The following is a 20,757-nucleotide window of genomic DNA, read 5'->3' on the forward strand; positions in this document are numbered from 1 at the left end:
ATATAACTCAGCATTAAAAGCACTTTTATCGAGAGCTTAACACCTCAGCCAAAACATAGCCCAAAAAAAGCATAGATGACTATGCAGTCTGACATTTGAGTGAGTAATGACAAGAGCCATTACCTCATCCAACTTGTTTGACTGCTATATAATGCTTTGCAATCGTGCAACCCAGCCACCATAGGTGCAGCTACATACGTAATGACATGTGCATCTTTATGGTAACTTGGCCGCAGAGTCTACACAGCAACAATAAAAAAATGCTACCCGTTTACAGACCTAATTGATCCATAAAATCATCATCAGCAGTGTCTTGCTCCTGTGCAGCTTTTGTTGACGTCTTTTTATCCGCTTGACTTGCAATGATATCATCCGGATCTACAGACTCTGCAATGTCAAAGTCGTGAAGTTTAATAAACTCAGTCTTATCCATCGCTAACTCAAGATAGAAAATATTTTGACCTTGCGTGGTAAAAGTAACACGTCGCGCTTGCGGTCGATCCATGGTCGTATCAACTGAGATTTGTACTTGTTTATTAATCGCCATCATCTTGGGCTGGTTTTGTGTGATAGATGTATGTAGCTGCTCGCGAACCTTGTTGGTAAAATCACCAACAATTTGGTTCATCAGCTCACCTAAAACATTTGCAACGTCATCTGACAAATGGCTATGTGCAATTTCGTCTTCAGGCATACCCATGTTACGCATATAGTCAGTATAAACTTCCATCGCAGCTTGCGCCGTAAAATTGGTCACAACTAAACCGGTAAATCCACCATCAAAAAGTACAAAGCAGCCAATATCTGGTCTCATACAAGTACGGGTAATCTTTTGTACCATTGCAGAATAGCTTATTTGATTGCCGCTTGCCGACGACAGCACTTCTGTTACCGAGTGGCATAGAGTTGAAAGAATATCTTCTGTGCTAATCACTTTGTTTTTCGCCATTTTTTATCTCATATTTACTTCTTATCATTAATAGTAGCCAAGCTACTGAATTTATCACTGACTATCCAGCATAAAATGCTAAAATAGCGAGATTATTTTCAAAGAGAGATTTAATGTGACGGGCAAAGACAGTATTTATGCCACTGAGCAAGCAGTAAAAGACTTTACTTTTGACGAAAATGTTGTCGAAGTATTTCCAGACATGATCCAGCGATCCGTGCCTGGATATGCAACGATAGTCAGTACAATGGGTAAACTTGCTGGTGCATATACACAAAGTAACTCCAATTTATATGACTTAGGATGCTCTTTAGGTGCAGTGACATTAAGTATGCGCAGAAACATCGGCAAAGAAAATTGTCACATTATCGCTGTAGATAATTCTGCGCCAATGACTGAACGCTGTAAACTTCACTTAAAAGGCTTTAAATCTGATGTGCCCGTCTCTGTCATTTTAGGCGACATTAATGAAATAGAAATTAATAACGCCTCGGTGGTTGCGATGAATTTCACGCTACAGTTTATTCCACCAGAAAACCGCAATGCGGTGCTTGAGAAGATATATCAGGGCCTAAAACCCGGTGGTGTATTACTATTGAGCGAAAAAATTCGTGGGGAAAATGACATTAAAGACAATTTATTGATCGATCTCCATCATGACTTTAAACGTCACAATGGCTATTCCGAATTGGAAATCAGCCAAAAGCGTACAGCGATTGAAAACGTGATGCGCACAGACTCTTTGAGCACACATTTGACAAGATTAGAAGATATTGGCTTTAGTCAAACTCAAGTCTGGTATCAATGTTTTAACTTCTGCTCACTGGTAGCTATAAAATAGAGGCAATTATGAATCATTGGTTTACTGACTTTTACGCTACCATAGCAAAGACACCACTGAGCCATTGGCTCGAAACACTTCCTGCGCAGCTAAGTCATTGGCAAAAAGAAGCGCAGCATGGAGACTGGCCAAAATGGGAAAAAGTACTTAAAAACTTACCTGACATTTCTACTTCGCATGTCAACATCACTACAAAAGTTGAAATTGGCACGGTAGAAGAAATCAGCGAAGGTCACCAAAAGCAACTGACACACCTTCTTAAGCGTATGATGCCGTGGAGAAAAGGGCCATTTCACCTGCATGGTATACATATTGACACAGAATGGCGCAGTGATTGGAAGTGGGATAGATTGTTACCACACATTAGCGATTTAAAAGGCCGCAATGTGCTTGATATTGGGTGTGGCTCAGGCTACCACCTTTGGCGTATGCGTGGTGAAGGTGCAGAACTGGTTGTCGGTATAGATCCATCTGACCTATTTCTATGTCAATTTCAAACTATCAAGCACTATAATCCAGACCCTAATGTTCACCTATTACCGCTTGGTGTAGAGCAATTGCCAGAGCTTAAAGCCTTTGATACCGTTTTTTCGATGGGTGTCTTGTATCACCGTCGTTCCCCGATTGATTTTTTAGCTCAGCTTAAGGCTCAACTACGCAAAGGCGGCGAGTTGGTACTAGAAACTCTCGTCGTTGAAGGGGATGTTAACACGGTATTGGTGCCCACCGATCGTTACGCAAAAATGCGTAACGTATGGTTTATTCCAAGTTGTGATGCACTAACCTTATGGCTGGAGCGAGTTGGCTTCAAAGACATTAAAGTTGTTAACCGGGATGTGACGTCATTGGACGAGCAGCGCCAGACCCCGTGGATGGAAACAGAGTCACTTGCTGACTTTTTAGACCCTGATGACCCAAGCAAAACGATAGAAGGCTATCCGGCTCCACTTCGCGCCATTTTTACTGCTAAGGCGTAAGGAAGTTAATGTGCAAATTTGCCTAGCCTGCATTCTGCAGGTTAGGTAAGCTATGATATTTAGCTCTACAAAACAATAAGCTCCAATGTGTTTATCGTTGTAATAGCTTACAAATCAACCTCCCCCCTTTAATCCAAGCGAAGCTGTTGCACCCCACCCAAGCTCAGTATTTTAGATTGACCGTTAATATTGATAGTAAGATATGTCGAACTACACTATATGTAATAAGTAACCAACATTTTGGACAATAGGTGAGCAGGCTTACTTTTATCGCTCATCGAACATACTACCGCATCCATTTATAAAACCGGCACTGTAATGGCTATTCATCAATAGTACCAGAGCAGTGGCTAAAAAAACCTGAGAGTTTGGGGAGCAGGTAATCCTAGCTTTGAAACAAGCGAGAAGTAATCCGTAAAAAATGGGATCATGATCAGCCTAAAAGCCTTCTGTTCAGGTACCCCACACAAAGCTCAGCTGTCATTACATGGCTTATTTCATCATAAAAGGAGACTAAATGGCTGTAAATAAATCAGATCAAGAATATACCCATGTGCGGCAACTGTTAAAGAAAATGGATCCTGATATAGCTGCCAGCTTTAGTTACAAACAACGCAAAGCACTACAAAAAGCAATGGATACGCGTAGTTGGAACAACCATAAGATTGACTTTAGGCCGACATTAGCACTGCCATTCTTACCCTGGAGTTTCTATTTTGTTTTCCTTGGCGGTGTAAACAGGCGCAAGCTAAGCTCGAGCGAACGTGTTACCGCCGCTATCGTTTTTTTAATCACGCTACTTGTCTTCAGTGTTATTTTGCTTGGGATCTTGTTTGTTGCGCTTTACTTATTAAAGTCTTGGCTAGGTATTGATATCTTTGCTGGTGAATCACTGGGCTTATGGGATCATTTCAAAGAAGTGTTTAATTTGGAATAAGGTATGTAGAAGAAGCAATGATTTAGCCAGCACCCAAACACCAGATTACRTAGTAAGTAGAAATCTTTTTTGCTTCTTACTCTAAAACAGTACAAGTTTATAATCGATTAATTTATATAGTAATTATCAAGGATAAGTCCGAAACAGCGCTATACTTTGTTCCTGGTTTTGGGTAGCATCTGCACTGATTCAATAATGGACTAAATCAATGAAAACTACAAAAACACTCATCGCGCTTGCGCTTATCTCTTCATTAGTAGCTTGTGGCGGTAGTAATAATAACAACAGTACACAAGGTTCAGGAAGCAGCAGTGCTGCTCTAGCAAAATTCACAACAATGACTAGCGTGACTAACTCGTGCGGTGAAGTCACTCGACCAGCTTTTGATGTTGTATTCCATAAACTTGATGGTGCCGTAAACGGTACCACAAAATCTGACAATCAAGGGAAGATAGATACCGATATTCCCCAAGGGACACAACATATCTCTGTCATAATACCAATGAAAAACAATGATGGTGAAAAGGTGACTTATGTCGACACGTATCTTGATGTTTCTAACGGATTAACACTAGATAGACTCAGTTTTTATAACAGTGATGACTCTTGTTCATGTACATATGAGGCGCAAGTCGATATTTCTGAACTTAAAATATCTACACCTGATGCTATTTTGGAGGGGGTAAATCGCCGCCCAATTCATATTGATGTTGCTGATGACGTATTGCCAATGTGTAGCGAGGATAAACTCGCTTATCTTTCAATCAAAACGCCATACTTTGGCGGCTCAAAAGCGGCGAAATTTGATCTCTCTTCCGGAGCAATCAGTGTAAAAGAGTCTGACTTTATTCATCAAGGCGTTAAAGTCGACTACTCACACATTGATGAGCATAGTATGGGGACTGTTAACATACGTGGTGCCATTGATAACCGCTCTGTTTTTCATCAAGTTTCATATAGAACCAAAGATAATCTTTATATCTACCCCTCTATTGCCGATACCAATTTACTTTCTCTTGTGAGCTTTGAGGAAAACAGCTTTGCAGAGGGTAATTTTAAGAGCTTTAATGCTGCATATCAGCATATCGACGAAAATGGTCACTTCGATCAACCGCAGAAGATTTCGGCCTACGATGTTGGTTATGAGTTTTCAAACAGCTTTGTTAATGCCCTAGTATCATCAAATAGTAACGTATTATCTTATGATTACACCAACGCTGTACCCAGTGCTGACAGAGTACAATATATGATAGGGTTTAATGATTACAAGCATGGTGCGGTAAGTTGGTATATCAACTCTGAAGCTAAAGGAACAATCCCTGATTTGGAATTTGGTGATATTCTCACTGATGAGACGATGGATGAAAGTTCTATGTACCTCTCATTTAACCTTTACGATTATAATCATGAAGGTAATTACATTGACCTTATCAATGTGTTTCAACGCCAAACATACGAACAATCGATAGACAGTGGTATATATGATGGTGGCGCTTCCATCAGAATAGAGTTTGAACTTAACTCCAATTAAGCTTTATTAAAGGTGATATGAGGCGAGCTTAAACGCGTAAAAAGCTCAGAAGCTCGACTTATATCATCTAACTTCCATTGAGAGCCTCTTAGCTGTAATTCCCACTATCGATTAACACCATCGCTATAGCAGCCTTAAACCAATTATCTTAATTAAGAGGTCTATGTTGAGGCGAGAAAGTCTTGTCGATAACACCACGCCCGCGTCCTGCTATTACCGCGGTAACTACGTCCTGTAAGCAAGGCAAAAATTTTGCTTCTAAGCTGTTCTAAATAAGAAGTTTTGTGACTAATCAAAACAATAGGATAGTACGAATGTCATACGGCTTTATGCTCATCTCTAAGCAAGAAATAAAGTGAAAAAGGAGCTAAAACGCTCCAAATCATGTAGATATATCAACCCTTAATGGCAAGTCTTATCTTTACACTATAAGAGAAGCCTACCTAGTTGTTTTATCACCCATGGTTTAAGTTATTTTGCAATGTCGCAATATGCCTTACTTAACTCTTTAAACCAACTGGAAGTAAATCCGCCTCCCGCAACTTGCGGTGTCAGTTTTTGGTTTAATGACTTGTTATCAGATAGATTTAACATGTTTTTCTTTTTTACTTTTAGTTTCATTTTTTTTATCCTTAATGACAATCTGAATTTTCAACTTGCTTACATTGCAAGTAAAAAAATAATAACAACATTGAGATGGTTAGCAAACATTTGCTTTTAAATTGTCCTGTTTTTTAATACGGAACGTATGAATTTGCGTTAGAAAGACTTGTTACTCAGGTGACGAGTAAACGACCTGAGCCCCTATCCGCTAGTTGCTCTAAGGTATACTGCATACAGCTTTTTTTAAGCTTTCAACAACTACTTTAATTAAAAAATCTCTCTGGATGAATACAACACCTTGTGAAGGTGTGGATCACCAGGATCCGAACTTAACCAACTATTACTGCTAAAAACCTTCACTATATCTAGCTGAGAGGAAGCAACTGTACCGTAACACCTGCTAATCTATGAAAATTGCTAGGCCAGTCTGGATTTGCTAGCAAACTGCTCGCTAGAACTGGAGCTTAGGCATGTAGAGTGAAACTTTTACCTTTTTAGGAGACTTAAATATTCTTTTTGTTGCGAGGTTAATATACTAAAAAAGGAGCTAAAATTAGCTCCTTTTTAATTTCGATTTGGAAACTTTAGCCTAAAAGCTCACCAAGCTGCTTGCTGACCGCATCAACAGCTTGAGTACCATCAAGTTTGTGATACTGCGTGTTACCGGCGTCCGCTTCAGCGCTGTAGTAATCTACAAGTGGCTTAGTTTGCTCGTGATAAATTGCTAGGCGTTTACGTACTGTTTCTTCTGTATCGTCATCACGGATGATAAGGTCTTCACCTGTCACATCGTCTTTGCCTTCAACTTTAGGCGGATTGTAAACAATATGGTAAACACGGCCAGAACCTGGGTGTACACGACGACCACTCATACGCTCAACAATGATCTCATCCGCAACGTCAAACTCGATGACATGGTCTACATTGATGCCATTTTCTTTCATTGCATCAGCTTGTGGGATAGTACGTGGAAAACCGTCAAGCAAGAAGCCGTTTGCACAATCTTCTTTAGCAATGCGCTCTTTAACTAAGCCGATAATAATTTCATCAGACACCAATTGACCGGCATCCATGACTTTTTTCGCTTCAAGACCCAGTGGTGTTCCCTCTTTAATTGCGGCACGTAACATGTCACCTGTAGAGATCTGAGGGATCCCATACTTGTCCATTAAAAATTGAGCTTGAGTACCTTTACCTGCACCCGGTGCGCCTAGCAAGATGATGCGCATAATTAAATCCTCGTTTGGAGTTATTGGTATTTGTGTGTGAATTTTTCCATATACGCTGCCAATCCTCAAGGGACTTATACCAATTGATAAGGCAGAATGGTCATTTTTCTCGTAAAAACAAAAAAGCTCTGCGATTAACAGAGCTTTTGGTCAGAAATTAATCCTGATTATAAGAATGTACCTAGTGCCTTCACTTGGTCTAACATGCGGCAAGAGAAGCCCCACTCGTTATCATACCAAGCCATCACTTTTACAAGTTTGCCATCAACTTTGGTTTGCGTTGAGTCAAATACCGAAGAAGCTGGGTTATGATTAAAATCGATCGAAACCAGAGGTAGCTCATTGTACTCTAAGATTTCACTCATTACGCCCTCAGCAGCTGCTTTAATTGCCGCGTTGACCTCTTCTTTTGACGTCTCGCGCTTAGCAACAAAAGTTAAATCAACTAGCGATACATTGATAGTTGGCACGCGAACCGCCATGCCGTCTAGTTTACCCGCCAGCTCAGGCAGCACAAGGCCTACTGCTTTTGCTGCGCCTGTTTTTGTTGGGATCATCGATTGTGTTGCGCTTCGAGCGCGGTACAAATCTTTGTGGTATACGTCAGATAAGTTCTGGTCGTTCGTGTAAGCATGGATAGTCGTCATGCTACCTTGCTCAATTCCAATAGTGTCGTTTAACACTTTGGCAATAGGCGCAAGACAGTTTGTGGTGCAAGATGCGTTAGAAATAATCGTTGACTCAGCATTAAGTACTTCACTGTTAACGCCATGAACAACCGTTGCGTCCATATCAGTACCCGGTGCAGAAACGATCACTTTCTTAGCGCCCGCTTCAATGTGCTTTGCAGCGGCTTCGCGAGAAGTGAACAACCCCGTACACTCCAGCACGATATCGACATTCAATGCCTTCCAAGGTAGGTTTGCAGGATCACGCTCTTGGGTTAACGTAATTTCATCTCCACCAATAACCAATGTATTGTCATTCAGTACAACTTGCTCCTGAAAGCGACCGTGTACAGAGTCAAACTGAGTTAGATGCGCGTTTACGTTTGCAGGTGCAAGATCGTTAATGGCAACAACTTTAATGTCTTTATTCTGACCTGACTCGTATAGTGCGCGAAGTACATTACGACCGATACGTCCATAGCCATTAATTGCGATATTAATCATGATAACTGTCCCCTAATCTATTTTACTTCACTTGCTTGTTTTGCAAGCGCTTCAATGGCTTGCCAGTCTTTGTTTGCGATAAGCGCTTTATCAAGCATCCAAGTACCGCCCACACATACCACATTGTCGAGTGCTAAATACTTAGGTGCAGTTGCCAACGAAATACCACCCGTTGGACAGAATTTTACTTGTGGAATTGGTCCGCCAATAGACTTAAGCATTGGTGCACCACCTGCAGCTTCTGCTGGGAAAAATTTCAAGAATTCAAAACCATGACTTGCAAGTTTCATCACCTCACTTGGCGTTGCGGCACCTGGAAGGAATGGAATACTTGAAGACTTTGCCAGTTCCAATAATTCGTCATTTACGCCAGGGCTTACCATAAAATCAGCGCCGGCTTCTACAGAGGCATTGAAAGTTGCTTTATCCACTACCGTGCCAGTACCGACATAGGCCTCTGGTAAAGCCGCTTTAATGTCTTTCACCGCTTGCGCTGCCACCGGTGTGCGAAGTGTAACTTCAAGTGCTCGCAAGCCACCATTAAACAAAGCCCTAGCAAGCGGTACCGCGTCTTCTAGGTTATCAATAACGATAACCGGAACCACTGGTGCTGCTGACAATATCTCTTTAATACTCATGCTCACCCTCATTCCCACTGTTATTATTCTTCGATGCCAAATGAGCATGCGCCTTGATCTGCACTGCTCACTATGTGTCTAAATCCTGAAAATAGCTCTCGGCCTGTACCAAATGTCTGTGACTGTGGTGATAGCTGTAATTCACGCTGTGCCATTTCTTCATCAGAGACGTGTAGCACTAATTCGCCTTTAGGTGCATTTAGAGTGATCAAATCACCTTCGTGCACTTTAGCAATTGCACCACCTTCAACCGCTTCAGGCGCAAGGTGTATTGCTGCTGGTACTTTACCCGAAGCACCAGACATACGACCATCGGTGACAATTGCCACTTTAAAGCCTTGGTCTTGTAGTGTAGCCATCACTGGTGTCAGTTTATGAAGCTCAGGCATACCTTTCGCTTTAGGGCCTTGTTCTTTAATCACGGCAATAAAATCTTGGTTAAGCTTGCCAGCAGCAAAAGCTTCTTGTAATTCACCTTGAGAACTGAATACCTTTGCTGGCGCCGTCACAGTTTGATGCTGCTCTTGTACCGCAGATACTTTAATCACCGCTTTACCCAAATTACCACTGAGTAATTGCAAGCCACCTTGCTTATTAAATGGATTTGCGACTGGACGAAGCACTTCTTCATCTAGCGAATTCTCAGGCACTGGTACCCACTTTACTTTAGCTGGCCCTTGGTTATCGCTAATGATCACATTGCTGTTAATATCCAGCAATGGCTCCATGGTGTAAGCATCAAGTCCTTCGCCCACAATTGTTTTCACGTCATTGTGTAAGAAGCCGCCATCTCTCAATTCACGCATCAAGAAGCCCATGCCCCCTGCTGCTTGGAAATGGTTTACATCTGCATGCCCGTTTGGATAAATACGCGTTAATAACGGCACCACTTCAGACAAGTCGGCCATATCCTTCCAGGTAATTTGCACACCTGCCGCTTTTGCCATCGCCACCAAGTGGATAGCATGGTTAGTAGAACCACCAGTAGACAATAGACCAACTAAACCATTAATAACGGTTTTTTCACTCACGATGTCCGCAAGTACATTGCCACTTTTTCCATCGAGTAGTTGCGCCAACATGGTCTCAACTGCACTCGCTGTTAGGCCATCTCTTAGCTCAGTGTATGGGTTGATAAACGAACTACCAGGTAAATGAAGACCCATGATCTCCATTAGCATCTGGTTAGAATTTGCTGTGCCATAAAAAGTACAAGTACCAGCACTGTGATAGGAAGCACTTTCGGCTTCTAGTAGTTCATCCCGACTTACTAGACCTTGAGCGAACTTTTGACGAATACGAGCTTTTTCTTTATTTGGGATCCCCGACTGCATTGGGCCTGCTGGCAAAAAGAAAATAGGTAAATGACCAAAAGATAACGCGCCGATTAATAATCCTGGGACGATTTTGTCGCATACGCCAAGACAGAAAACTCCATCGAAAACATCATGCGATAATGCCACCGCTGTTGACATGGCAATTACGTCGCGAGAGAACAAAGACAGTTCCATACCATCGCGGCCTTGTGTCACCCCGTCACACATCGCAGGTACACCACCTGCCACTTGTGCAGTCGCATCAAACTTATTTGCCACTGCTTTTATTAAATCTGGATATTCTTTATATGGTTCGTGCGCCGACAGCATGTCATTGTACGAATTAATAATTGCTAAATTTGGTTGTTCGTCTTCTTTCAGACGTGCTTTGTCACTGCTTGAACATGCAGCCATCACGTGTGCTAGATTTCCACAGCCCAGTCCTGCTCGTACGCGCGTTTGTTTTTTTGCTTGTTGGATTCGAGCTAAATAGGCTTGACGTGTTGCTTTGCTTCGCTCAATGACGCGTTCGGTGACTTCCTGAATTCGTGGATGCAACATAATACTGACTCTCTAACTGTTAGAGGAAAAAGGCTCTGCACGATTGCCAGCATTCGTGGCAATCCTTGTACAGAGCTGCTTTGATTTACCCGTTCAAAGGTACGCTATCAGGTTGTCTCTCACCCCAACCTGACACCGGTGTCACTATATTTACTCACAAAGCTGACACCGGTGTCAACCTTTCTTATAAATTTAGTCTAACTTTTTAAAATGACCAAATTATAACCATTAAAAACTTAACTGGTGTCTGTGCAACAAGAATCGTTAGTTGTTTGATTTTATTGTTAATTATTATGACAAAAATAATTATTCTAATGTCTGATCAGAATCACTATTGTAGAGTTAAATTCTCAATTGGCCTTAGCATGACGATATGCAGCTTAATACCAATTTGCTTAATTAAGTGGTCTATTTTGAGGCGAGAAAATCTTGTCGATAACGAGGCAAAAATTTTGCTATTTAGTTGTTCTAAATGAGAAATTTTAACGCTGTTAGCGTCAGATTTACTCCTTCAAATTGAGCAAGTATTAAGTCAAATTGGTATAACTGATGGGTCAACAAGCTTCATTAATGCGATACAAATCTGAGGATTACTTGAACGCGCTGTCTTTAACATTTTTCCTAAGAACAGCGAAAATAAAAAGCCCAATGACTAAGCATTGGGCTTTGGGGCAAGTATAAAAATTGAAAATGTTATGAGTTCGAGCGCGCTTGGGTCGACTCCCGAGTAATGAGTTTAGCTTCAAGTACATGTTGAAATGGCGTTTCTTGCGGCTGAGAAATATGCTTTATTAACTCCTCTACTGCAATACGTGTCATCTCTTCGACAGGCTGTGCAATGGTCGTTAGTCCAGGCCAAATATGCCGAGCGATCGGCGCATTATCAAAGCCTGCAATAGACAACTGTTGCGGCACTTTAATTTCACGTTGCGTAGCCAACTTTAAAACGGCAGCCGCCATATAGTCATTTGAAGCAAAAACAGCGGTCGGCCTAGGGTCTAGATCTAAAATCGCTTTTGCGCTGTCTGCACCCGAATGGTAACTGAAGTTACCTTCTGCGACTAAACGCGGCTGAAAATCTATACCATGCTTTGCGATCGCGCGCTGATAACCGGAAAAACGATTTTCTGTGGCACTGTGATCTGGGTGACCTTTGATAAATGCAATTTCGGTGTGACCTAACTTAATCAAGTGCTCTGTAAGTTCAAACGCGCCCTGTTCATCGTTACTTCTAATCGAAATGGAGTCATCTCCTTCAATTGCCGACGCGACACGTGCATACGGAATTTTTCGCTGCTTTAAAAAAGCTATCAGCTCTTTGGAGTCTGAAAATGGTGGGGTAAGTACAATTCCATCTAATCTTGAAGTCGTCAGTAACTGCTCAACGTTATCAATAAGGTCTTGACCACGCAGTTCACATGGGTGGATCAATAAGTTGTAACTGTGTTTTTGACATGCCTCAAGCGCACCACTTTGCACGCGCGTGATGTAACTCTTTGATGGATTATCGTAAAGGCAACCAATAATAAAGCTGCGGTTTTGTGCCAGACCCCGCGCGATTGGATTTGGTTTATAATTTAATTCTTCAAAAACTTTTAGCACTTTTTCGCGAGTTGCCGGACTGACATTAGGTTCGTTGTTCAGAACCCGAGAAACTGTCTTTTTTGACACTCCAGCATACTCAGCAACGCTATTGATAGTTACTTTTTTCATTGGCCTACCTTAACGATCCTCGTCGCTCGTGAATACAAGCCGCAGCACCAATTAGTGGAATATTATCCTGCACCACCAAAGTTACTGGAATTTGGCTGGTATACTGCGACATCATGCCTTTTTCAGTAAAGCGCTCAACAAAGCTACTTGCTTGCAATCTAGTCTGCATGCGAGGCAATATCCCACCGCCAATATAAACGCCACCTAAAGCACCAAAAGTCAGCGCTAAGTCGCCTGCTACACTGCCCATCCAGTCGCAAAAATGTGTAAGCGTCGCGTCACACACTTTACATTCTTTGGCAAGAGCACTAACTTGCGCAGCGTTTAAGTCTTTTGCTTGCTCACCACGCACTTGCGCCATGGCTTTGTAAAGTCTCGCGATACCGGGGCCAGAAAATACAGTCTCAACAGAGACATGCTGAATGCTGGCACGAAGGACGGTCAATAATTCTTTATCTAAAGCGGTCACCGGTGCAAGTGAAATATGCCCAGCTTCACAGCTCATCACTGCACTGCCGTTAATATCTCGCGCAAGACACGCAGCCCCAAAACCAGTTCCGGGTCCCATCACCCCAATATTAGCCCCTAACTCTGGCTGACCTTGTTTAATTACAAGGTTTTTCTCTAATGCTAAATATGGTGAAGCATACGCAAACGCGGCGAAGTCGTTTATAACCGCCAGTTCGTAAAAGTCAAACTGTGATTGAATGTCTTCAGAATTAAAATGCCAACCAAGATTAGTTAGGTGTACTTGCTGAGACTTAATAGGACCTGCAACCGCTAAACACGCTCGGCGTGGTTGTGGGATGGGTAACTCAGTTAAATATTTTTGGATAGCGGCTTCAAAAGATTGGAATTCAGCACTTGGAAAAGTAACTTGGTGAGTGATTGAAAAACGATTAGTTTGTAWGTCGAAATCTGACACTATAGCAAATCTAGCATTTGTTCCCCCGATGTCGGCAACGACAATCGGTTCAAACGGCACGGATGAATGGCTTGTTGTCTGGCTCATATTATTATCTCTTTATCACTGCGATTATGCTTGGGCTAACATCAGAGCTGCCAGCACACGTCCTGCAATTTATTGTCTCAGCTAGCCAAAATTTGCACGCCTTGGCTTTTGCTCTTACCTAAACTGAATTAATTGGTAAAAAAATGCTGCCCTTGGCATAGGGCAGCTAAATACGTTTTGACAACAAAATGATAAAACACCGACATTATGACACCGGTGTCAGACTGTATCAATAAAAATTTGCAAATTCTCTTAAATTGGTTGAAAAAAATTCTCAATGGCTGACAATATCACAGTCCAAAGCGTTGAGAAAAACATGAAAGGTAAAGCAACTTCATTTGATATTGCCCATTATGCAGGCGTATCACAATCTACCGTGTCACGCGCCTTAAGAAATAGCCCATTGGTTAACGAAGAAACACGCCGCCGTGTCCATGAGATTGCAAAAAAGCTGAATTATAAAGTCGATAAAAACGCCAGTAACCTGCGCACCCAGCAAAGTAGCACACTTGCACTATTACTATTTGAAGACCCAACGGAGGATGAATCTCAGATCAATCCTTTCTTTTTAAGCATGCTGGGCAGTATTACTCGCGCATGTGCAAAAGAAGGTTACGATTTATTAGTCTCATTCCAATCCACCAGCAGTGATTGGCATGCTGACTATGAAGATAGCCATCGTGCTGATGGCCTTATTTTACTGGGTTACGGTGATTACATCGACTACCAATCTAAATTACAAACCTTACTCGACAATCACACTAAATTCGTCTGTTGGGGGGCATCTGTTGATGCTCGCCCTGATCTAACAGTGAGCTGTGACAATTATGGTGGTGGTGCGTTAGCTGCTAAGCACTTAATTGACATGGTTAGGACTGATTGTGCGTTTATTGGCGATGCTTCGGATCATAGTCCTGAATTTTTCGCTCGCTTTAAGGGCTTTAGAGATACTCTCAAGCAAAAGGCGATCGAAGTCAGCGATCGTAAAATAGCCAATGCCATCTCCACAGAAGATTCAGGTTACCATGCGACCCGCTCACTTATTGCCAATAACGTGACATTCAATGCACTTTTTGCCGCCAGTGATCTTATTGCAATTGGCGCTATCAAAGCGCTACAAGAAGCTGGGATCCGCGTACCGCACGACGTACATGTTGTTGGTTTCGACAACATAGCTGCGGCCGGTTATGTCTCTCCATCTTTGACAACAGTACAGCAAAATACCACGCTGGCAGGTCAAATGCTGGTTGATAATTTACTTCGTCTGATCAGAGGAGAACAAGTAGCCGATACACTACTGCCACCTAAACTGATTATCAGACAGTCTTCACGGTAACAGTCGCAATAAAAATGCCGAGGTAAACCTTGGCATTTTTATCACTTGTATTCGTTATTGCAATTTATTATCTACAATTGGGTAGTGATCCCACACTTGTTTTTCTTGTAGTGAACGAACCAACTTTACGTATTCTGCGTGTGTCCAAGCTAGTGGTGTCGCTGAATTAGTTCCTTCACCGAGCGTATATTCAAAGGTATTCTTACCCACGCCATCCCATACTTGCTCTGGTAACATCATGCCCTCATTAGCAAAATGCTCCATCGCTTTGACATAAGTATTTTTTATTTTGCTCTGCTCATCGATACTCAGTTCACCGTCTAGCAGTGCTAATGCAATGTCATAATGACCCCGTTCACCGGTGAAAAATGGCCATACCCGACCACGCTGACCATCAGTATTTTGTCCGCCTTCAGCATAATTTGTTCCGCGCTTTTCATCTTCGCCATAGCCATCATTACCATAGCGGCGATAACCCGGGTAGCTATTCACATCGCCATCAAATTTAAAGCTATATTTTACCCTCAAGTTTTCTGCAATCGTTTCATCATCATATTCAGGCATTGTTGCTACAATACTTGGCGCATCTGCCGCCCTTACCCCATAACGCACAAGCTCCAAAAAGCCACCATCAATGATCTGTTTCTTATCCATACCTTGACGGCCATTATTTGCGTTTAATGGTGTACTCGAGTTCGGGTCTTTATCCTGACCAATTCGGAAGAAATAACGCCCATCACTTTGCTTACTCTGTAAGTTACCTTCGGTGGTGAACATTAAGGCTTCAACTTCACGATTATACTGCTGTGCTGTTGCTAGGAACTTTTCTTCTCCAGCTTTGTCACCAGCTAACTTAGCAATGTCACTTGCTGTGACTAAGCCTGAAATGATGGCAGCCGYAGTTGATGGGGAGTAACCATTTTGCTCTTCCCAACGCTCTTGCTGAGTTGCTGGAGGCATGATCTGTGTGTCATTCCATAGTATTTTCGCCAGTCCCCCTTCAACCAGAAAGTTGGCAGCCGGTTTGAGCATTTTGTTGTACCAGTACACCAACTTCTCATCACTTAGGACACCTGCTTGCCACAGTTTCCATGCTAGCATGATTGGCATTGCAGTTTGATCAAGCTGTACGCCCACCCACTCAAGTTCACCATCAACATGGGTCTTTTGCAAGAACCACCCCGTATCACCTTGGTTACCTGGTGTTTTATCCGTGACTTGGACTTTTTCTAAATATTCAAATGCAGTTAGTGCTGTTTGCTCATCACCCATCGCTAAAAATGCCATTGCCACTTGGTAAAAATCGCGTACCCATACTGCTTTATAACCCGTATGGCCTTGCTCTGCAGGCACTGTATCTCCCCACGGGTTAGATAATGATGCGATCAAGGCGCCTGCATGGGTTTTATCTTCTTGTGCTTTTAATACAAGTGCACTGGTATACAAGAGCTTGCCATTATCTGTTGTGTTAGCGGTCATTGAGTTAAGTGGTTTAAGGCTGGTGATATAGTCTTGCCACCCTATCGCCTCTCCTTCACCATTATAATCTGCCAATACTTGCCCATACCCTTTAGCTAAAGAAGCTGCGCCTTCAGCAAAACTTTTTTGCGCTGAGTGACCAAAGCTCAAGGTTAAATCAAAGGTATTACTACCGCTAATAGTGCCTAAATTTGCCAGCCAGTTCACATTCCCTGGCGTTTCCCCTGTGGTGGTATAAGCTTGAGCTAATTTACCTGTAGACTCCAGCATTGATAAATTATCGCTGGTGCCCGTAAAGCCAACAGAAGCTTCAACAAACCCCGTTTTGCTTTGCAACGATAGATAATTATCACCTTCCCACGCTAACAGCCCTTGATCTGTTACTTTTGCAAAGTCATTTAAACCATTGTTATTGACGTAAGGATTAACGTTCACAAACGCCTTAACAGCGTTTAACTTACTATCCACCTTTGCTCTGACAAATAGCGTTTGCCTTTCAGGGTCTGTAAAAATATGCTTTTCAAGCGTAAAGCGACCTTGCTTATCTTTGCTGATCACTTTGTAGGCTAGAGACAGTGGACGGCCACTATCATCCTTGTGCAAGTAATCTATGGTGACATCCAAGCTATCTGTATCCGATTCTTTAACCACAAACCCATCACCAACAATGATAAACTGCATGTCTTTAATTTGTGCTTGGTGGATAAGACCAAACATAGTTTCTGTGATCATGCCTTTAGCAAGCGAAAACCATACCTTTGACACAGCTTTGGTAGAAGCTGCATCACTATATTGCCCACTTTGATAAGCCTCGTAAGACGTGCCAATACCTGTTTTACCTGAGTAAGCCCAATAAGGTTTAGCACCGGGGGCGCCCGGTGCTAAATTTGAATCGATTGCTGATTGCTGAGTACCGCAACCAATAAGGCCCGCACTGACAAGCGCAAGTGCAATTGTTGAATACTTAATCATGTTGTTCTCCTTATTGAGCCTTAATTGTGACTCTTGAAACAGCTAGTGCAGCGAGTAAAAAAGATACGCCCCCAATAATCAGTGCAAATATCGGTTGGTTATCAAAACCGTGGCGCAAAATAAGTCCTAAAATACTGGCAGCGAGTAATTGTGGAATAACGATAAAAAAGTTAAATATGCCCATAAATACTCCCATTTTATTACTTGGAAGTGCATTACTCAGCATGGCGTAAGGTAGTGACAAAATTGATGCCCAAGCAAAGCCAATCCCAACCATGGGGATCCAAAGTAATGTTGGGTCACCGATAAATTTAAAACTGATTAATGCAACAGCACCAAGTGACAGGTTTGCAGCATGCGCCCCTTTAAGCCCGATACGCTTCACCATAAACGGGATCACCATTGCAGCGATGGCCGCAAAGCCATTGTAAGCCGCAAACAGCACTCCAACCCAATCTGCACCGTCGTTATAAAGTTTGCTGGTTACATCCGAAGTACCGTAATGAAAGCTCGTTACCGCGGAAGTGGTGTAAATCCACATCGCGAATAAAGAAAACCAGCTAAAAAATTGCACCACTGCAAGTTGCAGCATGGTTGTTGGCATCGTGAATAGATCAAAAATCACATGATAAAAGCCATTATTTACGCTTTGCTTTCGCTGCATTACATGAGCTACGGCAAATACCATGGCAAACGCAATTAATAAGCCACTCAATAAATAAAGCTCCTTTTCAAGCTTCATTATCGCTACAGCAAGTAACACACAACCACCAAAACCACCCGCGATTACAGCGCCTTTTAAAAAGTTGACCGGTACATTTGCGGTGCTTATTTGCGGTTGATGAGTTTGCGCTTTTTCAAATGCAGCTAATTGCTCTGGGCTATATTCCTTTGTGTTGACAATAGTCCACATCACCGCAACGAATAAGATCGCCCCACCCCAATAAAAAGCATATTTTACCGATTCAGGAATTTGTCCTGCTGGTGCTGTATTACTGACATCAAACCAATTGGTCATCATCCAAGGTAAGGCTGACGCAACCACAGCACCAACGCCAATAAAAAAGCTTTGCATCGCATAACCGTTGGCACGCTGCTTTTCATTTAGGTTATCGCCAACCAACGCTCGAAACGGCTCCATTGTCACATTAATTGACGCATCCATGATCCATAACATACCGGCTGCAATCCAAAGGGTTGGTGAATTTGGCATAATAAACAGTGACAACGTCGTGAGAATCGCGCCCCACAGGAAGAAAGGTCTCCTGCGTCCCAACTTACCCCAAGTTCTGTCACTCCAATAGCCAATAATAGGTTGAACAATAAGGCCTGTTAGTGGCGCAGCAACCCACAGAATAGGAATGTCATCGACTTGAGCACCTAACGTTTGAAAAATCCGGCTAACATTGCCATTTTGCAATGCAAACCCAAATTGGATCCCTAGAAAACCAAAGCACATGTTCCATATCTGCCAAAAACTGAGTTGTGGTTTTTGTTGTTCTTGTTGCATAGATTACTTCTCTAGTTGATATACCGCACTCGCCAGTGGTGCAAGGGTAATTGTGGCTTTGACCTGCTCGCCAACTTCACTCTGTTGTAATTGTAAATTCGGGTGCGCCTCGAGAATATCGCTGTATCGACCTTGCCAATCTGCAGGCAAGTGCACTGTGACAGTTCGAGATTGTTGTGCGTCAAAATTACTGATAACAAGCAGTTTTTGTTGGCCTAGCTTGCGGCCAAATGCCATTATTTTCTCAGTATTGATAGGGTCATCACTGTGTGTAGCCACTGGACTGTATTGTCCTGCAGCTATCGCGGGTTGCTTAGCCAGATTCAAAAGCTTAATGTAGTAGTTGCGCAGCGATACTTGCTCTTCGCTCAGCAATGCACCATCAAACTTACCGTGGTTCATCCATTTTTGATGTTCGGGCACCCCAATATAATCAAAAATACTGGTACGGCTGGGGCTGCCAAACCCTGCTTGTTCCGAGCCATCTTCACCTACCGTTTGACCAAAGTAGATCATAGACGGAGCTGTGCTTATCAGATGGCTTACCACCATGGCAGGTTTACCTTTAAGTGCATCTCCAGCAAACTCAGGACTTGCGATCCGCTGTTCATCATGGTTTTCTAAAAAGTGCAGCATATGCGGGGCAATATCCGCAACTGACTGATGAATATCTAATACAGCTTGAGCATCTCCTTTTCCCTGCATTAAAGCTTTTAGGGTGTCATAAAAACCAACCTTATCATAAAGGTAATCCATCTTCCCTTGTTTGATATAAGGCCGATATAAAGCTGGGTTATATACTTCAGCTAGCAAAAATGCGTCCGGTTTTTTTGTTTTAATCGATGAGTTTAAAAAGCTCCAAAACTCTACTGGCACCATTTCAGCCATATCATAACGAAAACCATCCACCCCTTTTTCTAGCCAAAAATGGGTAATAGCTTGGAACTTATACCAACTGTCTGGCAACGATTTGTGTTGCCAAAATTCGAAGTGTGCTTGATAGCCCTTGTCTGCATATTCATCTGGTAGGCGGTCAAAATCATAACTACCATCAGGCTTAACCCCATAGTTTACTTTGACGGTTTCATACCAGTCATTGATATCTGGCTTTGCTGCTCGAGCGCCGTTCCCTGTCCACTTCGCCGGAATTTCAGTAAACTTACCATCAGCAAGTGGGTGTACATCACCACCTAGCACTTGATAATCATCGCTGCTTGGCACTTCAAATGATTCACCTACGACATAATAAAAATTATTGTTCTTCGCATAAGTGACTTGCGTGTCATCATTATCGCCAAAATCTATCGTTCCATTCGGTGCCCCTAAAGATTGATAATTACGGGCAACGTGATTTGGTACAATATCGATAATGACTTTAAGCCCCGCCTCGTGGGTGCGTTTAATTAGCGCCTCAAACTCTGCAAGACGTGCTGAGGGGTCATTAGCAAGATCAGGGTTAACGTTATAGTAGTCTTTGATTGCATAAGGTGAGCCAGCTCTGCCTTTCACCACATCTGGGTCATCTTGACCAATGCCATATTTACTATAGTCAGTGACAAGTGCATGATGAAGCACGCCAGTATACCAAACATGGGTTACCCCCATGCTTTTTAACGCCAGCAGCGCCGTTGGAGTGAAGTCAGAAAACTTGCCTACACCATTTTCTTCTAGTGTTCCCCAAGGTTTATTAACTTGTTTAGTATTACCAAATAACCGAGTAAATACCTGATACACGACGGGCTTACTCAATGGCACAACCTCAGGTTGTAGCGTCATCTGCTGTGACTTTTTGTCGATAGGCGCAGGACTACAGCCAGCTATACTCACTGCACCACCTAAAAGGGCTGAAACAGCCAATAATAAAGATTTATTTTTCATAATGTTGTCATACTGCTGTTTTAACAGAGTCTACTTGCCTCACTGTTTATTTAGAACGACCTGCATACGTATTCACAGAACTGCTCATCGTTATTCTTCAGGC

General features: G+C 42.5%; 16 protein-coding genes. 5 read left to right on the forward strand and 11 right to left on the reverse strand.

All coding sequences use genetic code 11. From position 1 onward, the window contains the following. Positions 1-271: 271 nt before the first annotated feature. Complete coding sequence (locus tag EAG18_RS15025) at positions 272-949, reverse strand: DUF3334 family protein (RefSeq protein WP_125253198.1); 678 nt, start codon at positions 947-949, stop codon at positions 272-274. Between the two features lie 115 nt (positions 950-1,064). Here EAG18_RS15025 and cmoA point away from each other — a divergent pair, with 115 nt between their 5' ends. From cmoA to EAG18_RS15045, 4 genes are all read left to right on the forward strand, one after another. After that, entirely contained in the window at positions 1,065-1,790 is a 726-nt protein-coding gene (gene cmoA, locus EAG18_RS15030; RefSeq protein WP_125253199.1) for a carboxy-S-adenosyl-L-methionine synthase CmoA, read from the forward strand. 8 nt (positions 1,791-1,798) lie between these two features. Further along, positions 1,799-2,767 (forward strand): tRNA 5-methoxyuridine(34)/uridine 5-oxyacetic acid(34) synthase CmoB, encoded by a 969-nt coding sequence (cmoB, locus tag EAG18_RS15035; RefSeq protein WP_125253200.1) that lies wholly within the window; start codon positions 1,799-1,801, stop codon positions 2,765-2,767. Between the two features lie 517 nt (positions 2,768-3,284). Beyond that, positions 3,285-3,704 (forward strand): hypothetical protein, encoded by a 420-nt coding sequence (locus tag EAG18_RS15040; protein WP_125253201.1) that lies wholly within the window; start codon positions 3,285-3,287, stop codon positions 3,702-3,704. Between the two features lie 208 nt (positions 3,705-3,912). Then, positions 3,913-5,235, forward strand: a complete 1,323-nt coding sequence (locus tag EAG18_RS15045) for a hypothetical protein (protein WP_125253202.1) — start codon at positions 3,913-3,915, stop codon at positions 5,233-5,235. Between the two features lie 471 nt (positions 5,236-5,706). On the opposite strand, the gene EAG18_RS22190 is transcribed toward EAG18_RS15045, so the two are convergent. The 7 genes from EAG18_RS22190 to glk all read right to left on the reverse strand — a co-directional run bounded on the left by EAG18_RS22190 (position 5,707) and on the right by glk (position 13,479). Then, positions 5,707-5,856, reverse strand: coding sequence for a hypothetical protein (locus tag EAG18_RS22190; RefSeq protein WP_161972780.1), 150 nt, complete (start codon positions 5,854-5,856; stop codon positions 5,707-5,709). A 566-nt stretch (positions 5,857-6,422) separates the two neighbouring features. Further along, positions 6,423-7,067 carry an adenylate kinase gene (gene adk / locus EAG18_RS15050; RefSeq protein WP_125253203.1) on the reverse strand — a complete coding sequence of 215 codons (645 nt, stop codon included), beginning with the start codon at positions 7,065-7,067 and terminating at the stop codon, positions 6,423-6,425. Positions 7,068-7,234: 167 nt separating this feature from the next. Further along, entirely contained in the window at positions 7,235-8,239 is a 1,005-nt protein-coding gene (gene gap, locus EAG18_RS15055) for a type I glyceraldehyde-3-phosphate dehydrogenase (RefSeq protein WP_125253204.1), read from the reverse strand. Positions 8,240-8,256: 17 nt separating this feature from the next. Further along, on the reverse strand, positions 8,257-8,877 hold the full coding sequence (locus EAG18_RS15060) for a bifunctional 4-hydroxy-2-oxoglutarate aldolase/2-dehydro-3-deoxy-phosphogluconate aldolase (protein ID WP_125253205.1): 621 nt from the start codon (positions 8,875-8,877) through the stop codon (positions 8,257-8,259). A gap of 23 nt (positions 8,878-8,900) precedes the next feature. After that, positions 8,901-10,754 (reverse strand): phosphogluconate dehydratase, encoded by a 1,854-nt coding sequence (edd, locus tag EAG18_RS15065; RefSeq protein ID WP_125253206.1) that lies wholly within the window; start codon positions 10,752-10,754, stop codon positions 8,901-8,903. Between the two features lie 693 nt (positions 10,755-11,447). Continuing rightward, positions 11,448-12,467 carry a LacI family DNA-binding transcriptional regulator gene (locus EAG18_RS15075; RefSeq protein ID WP_125253207.1) on the reverse strand — a complete coding sequence of 340 codons (1,020 nt, stop codon included), beginning with the start codon at positions 12,465-12,467 and terminating at the stop codon, positions 11,448-11,450. Positions 12,468-12,471: 4 nt separating this feature from the next. After that, entirely contained in the window at positions 12,472-13,479 is a 1,008-nt protein-coding gene (gene glk / locus EAG18_RS15080; RefSeq protein ID WP_125253208.1) for a glucokinase, read from the reverse strand. 316 nt (positions 13,480-13,795) lie between these two features. Here glk and EAG18_RS15085 point away from each other — a divergent pair, with 316 nt between their 5' ends. Beyond that, positions 13,796-14,815, forward strand: a complete 1,020-nt coding sequence (locus EAG18_RS15085) for a LacI family DNA-binding transcriptional regulator (protein ID WP_125253238.1) — start codon at positions 13,796-13,798, stop codon at positions 14,813-14,815. A 54-nt stretch (positions 14,816-14,869) separates the two neighbouring features. On the opposite strand, the gene EAG18_RS15090 is transcribed toward EAG18_RS15085, so the two are convergent. The 3 genes from EAG18_RS15090 to EAG18_RS15100 are packed head-to-tail and all read right to left on the reverse strand — an operon-like array spanning position 14,870 to position 20,654. Beyond that, positions 14,870-17,266, reverse strand: coding sequence for a glycoside hydrolase family 15 protein (locus tag EAG18_RS15090; protein WP_125253209.1), 2,397 nt, complete (start codon positions 17,264-17,266; stop codon positions 14,870-14,872). 10 nt (positions 17,267-17,276) lie between these two features. Beyond that, a complete protein-coding gene (locus tag EAG18_RS15095) occupies positions 17,277-18,776 on the reverse strand; it encodes an MFS transporter (RefSeq protein ID WP_125253210.1) in 1,500 nt (499 codons plus the stop codon). Positions 18,777-18,779: 3 nt separating this feature from the next. After that, entirely contained in the window at positions 18,780-20,654 is a 1,875-nt protein-coding gene (locus EAG18_RS15100; protein WP_125253211.1) for an alpha-amylase family glycosyl hydrolase, read from the reverse strand. Positions 20,655-20,757 lie beyond the last annotated feature (103 nt).

Source organism: Pseudoalteromonas sp. J010, from assembly GCF_003934235.1.
Lineage (GTDB): Bacteria > Pseudomonadota > Gammaproteobacteria > Enterobacterales > Alteromonadaceae > Pseudoalteromonas > Pseudoalteromonas peptidolytica.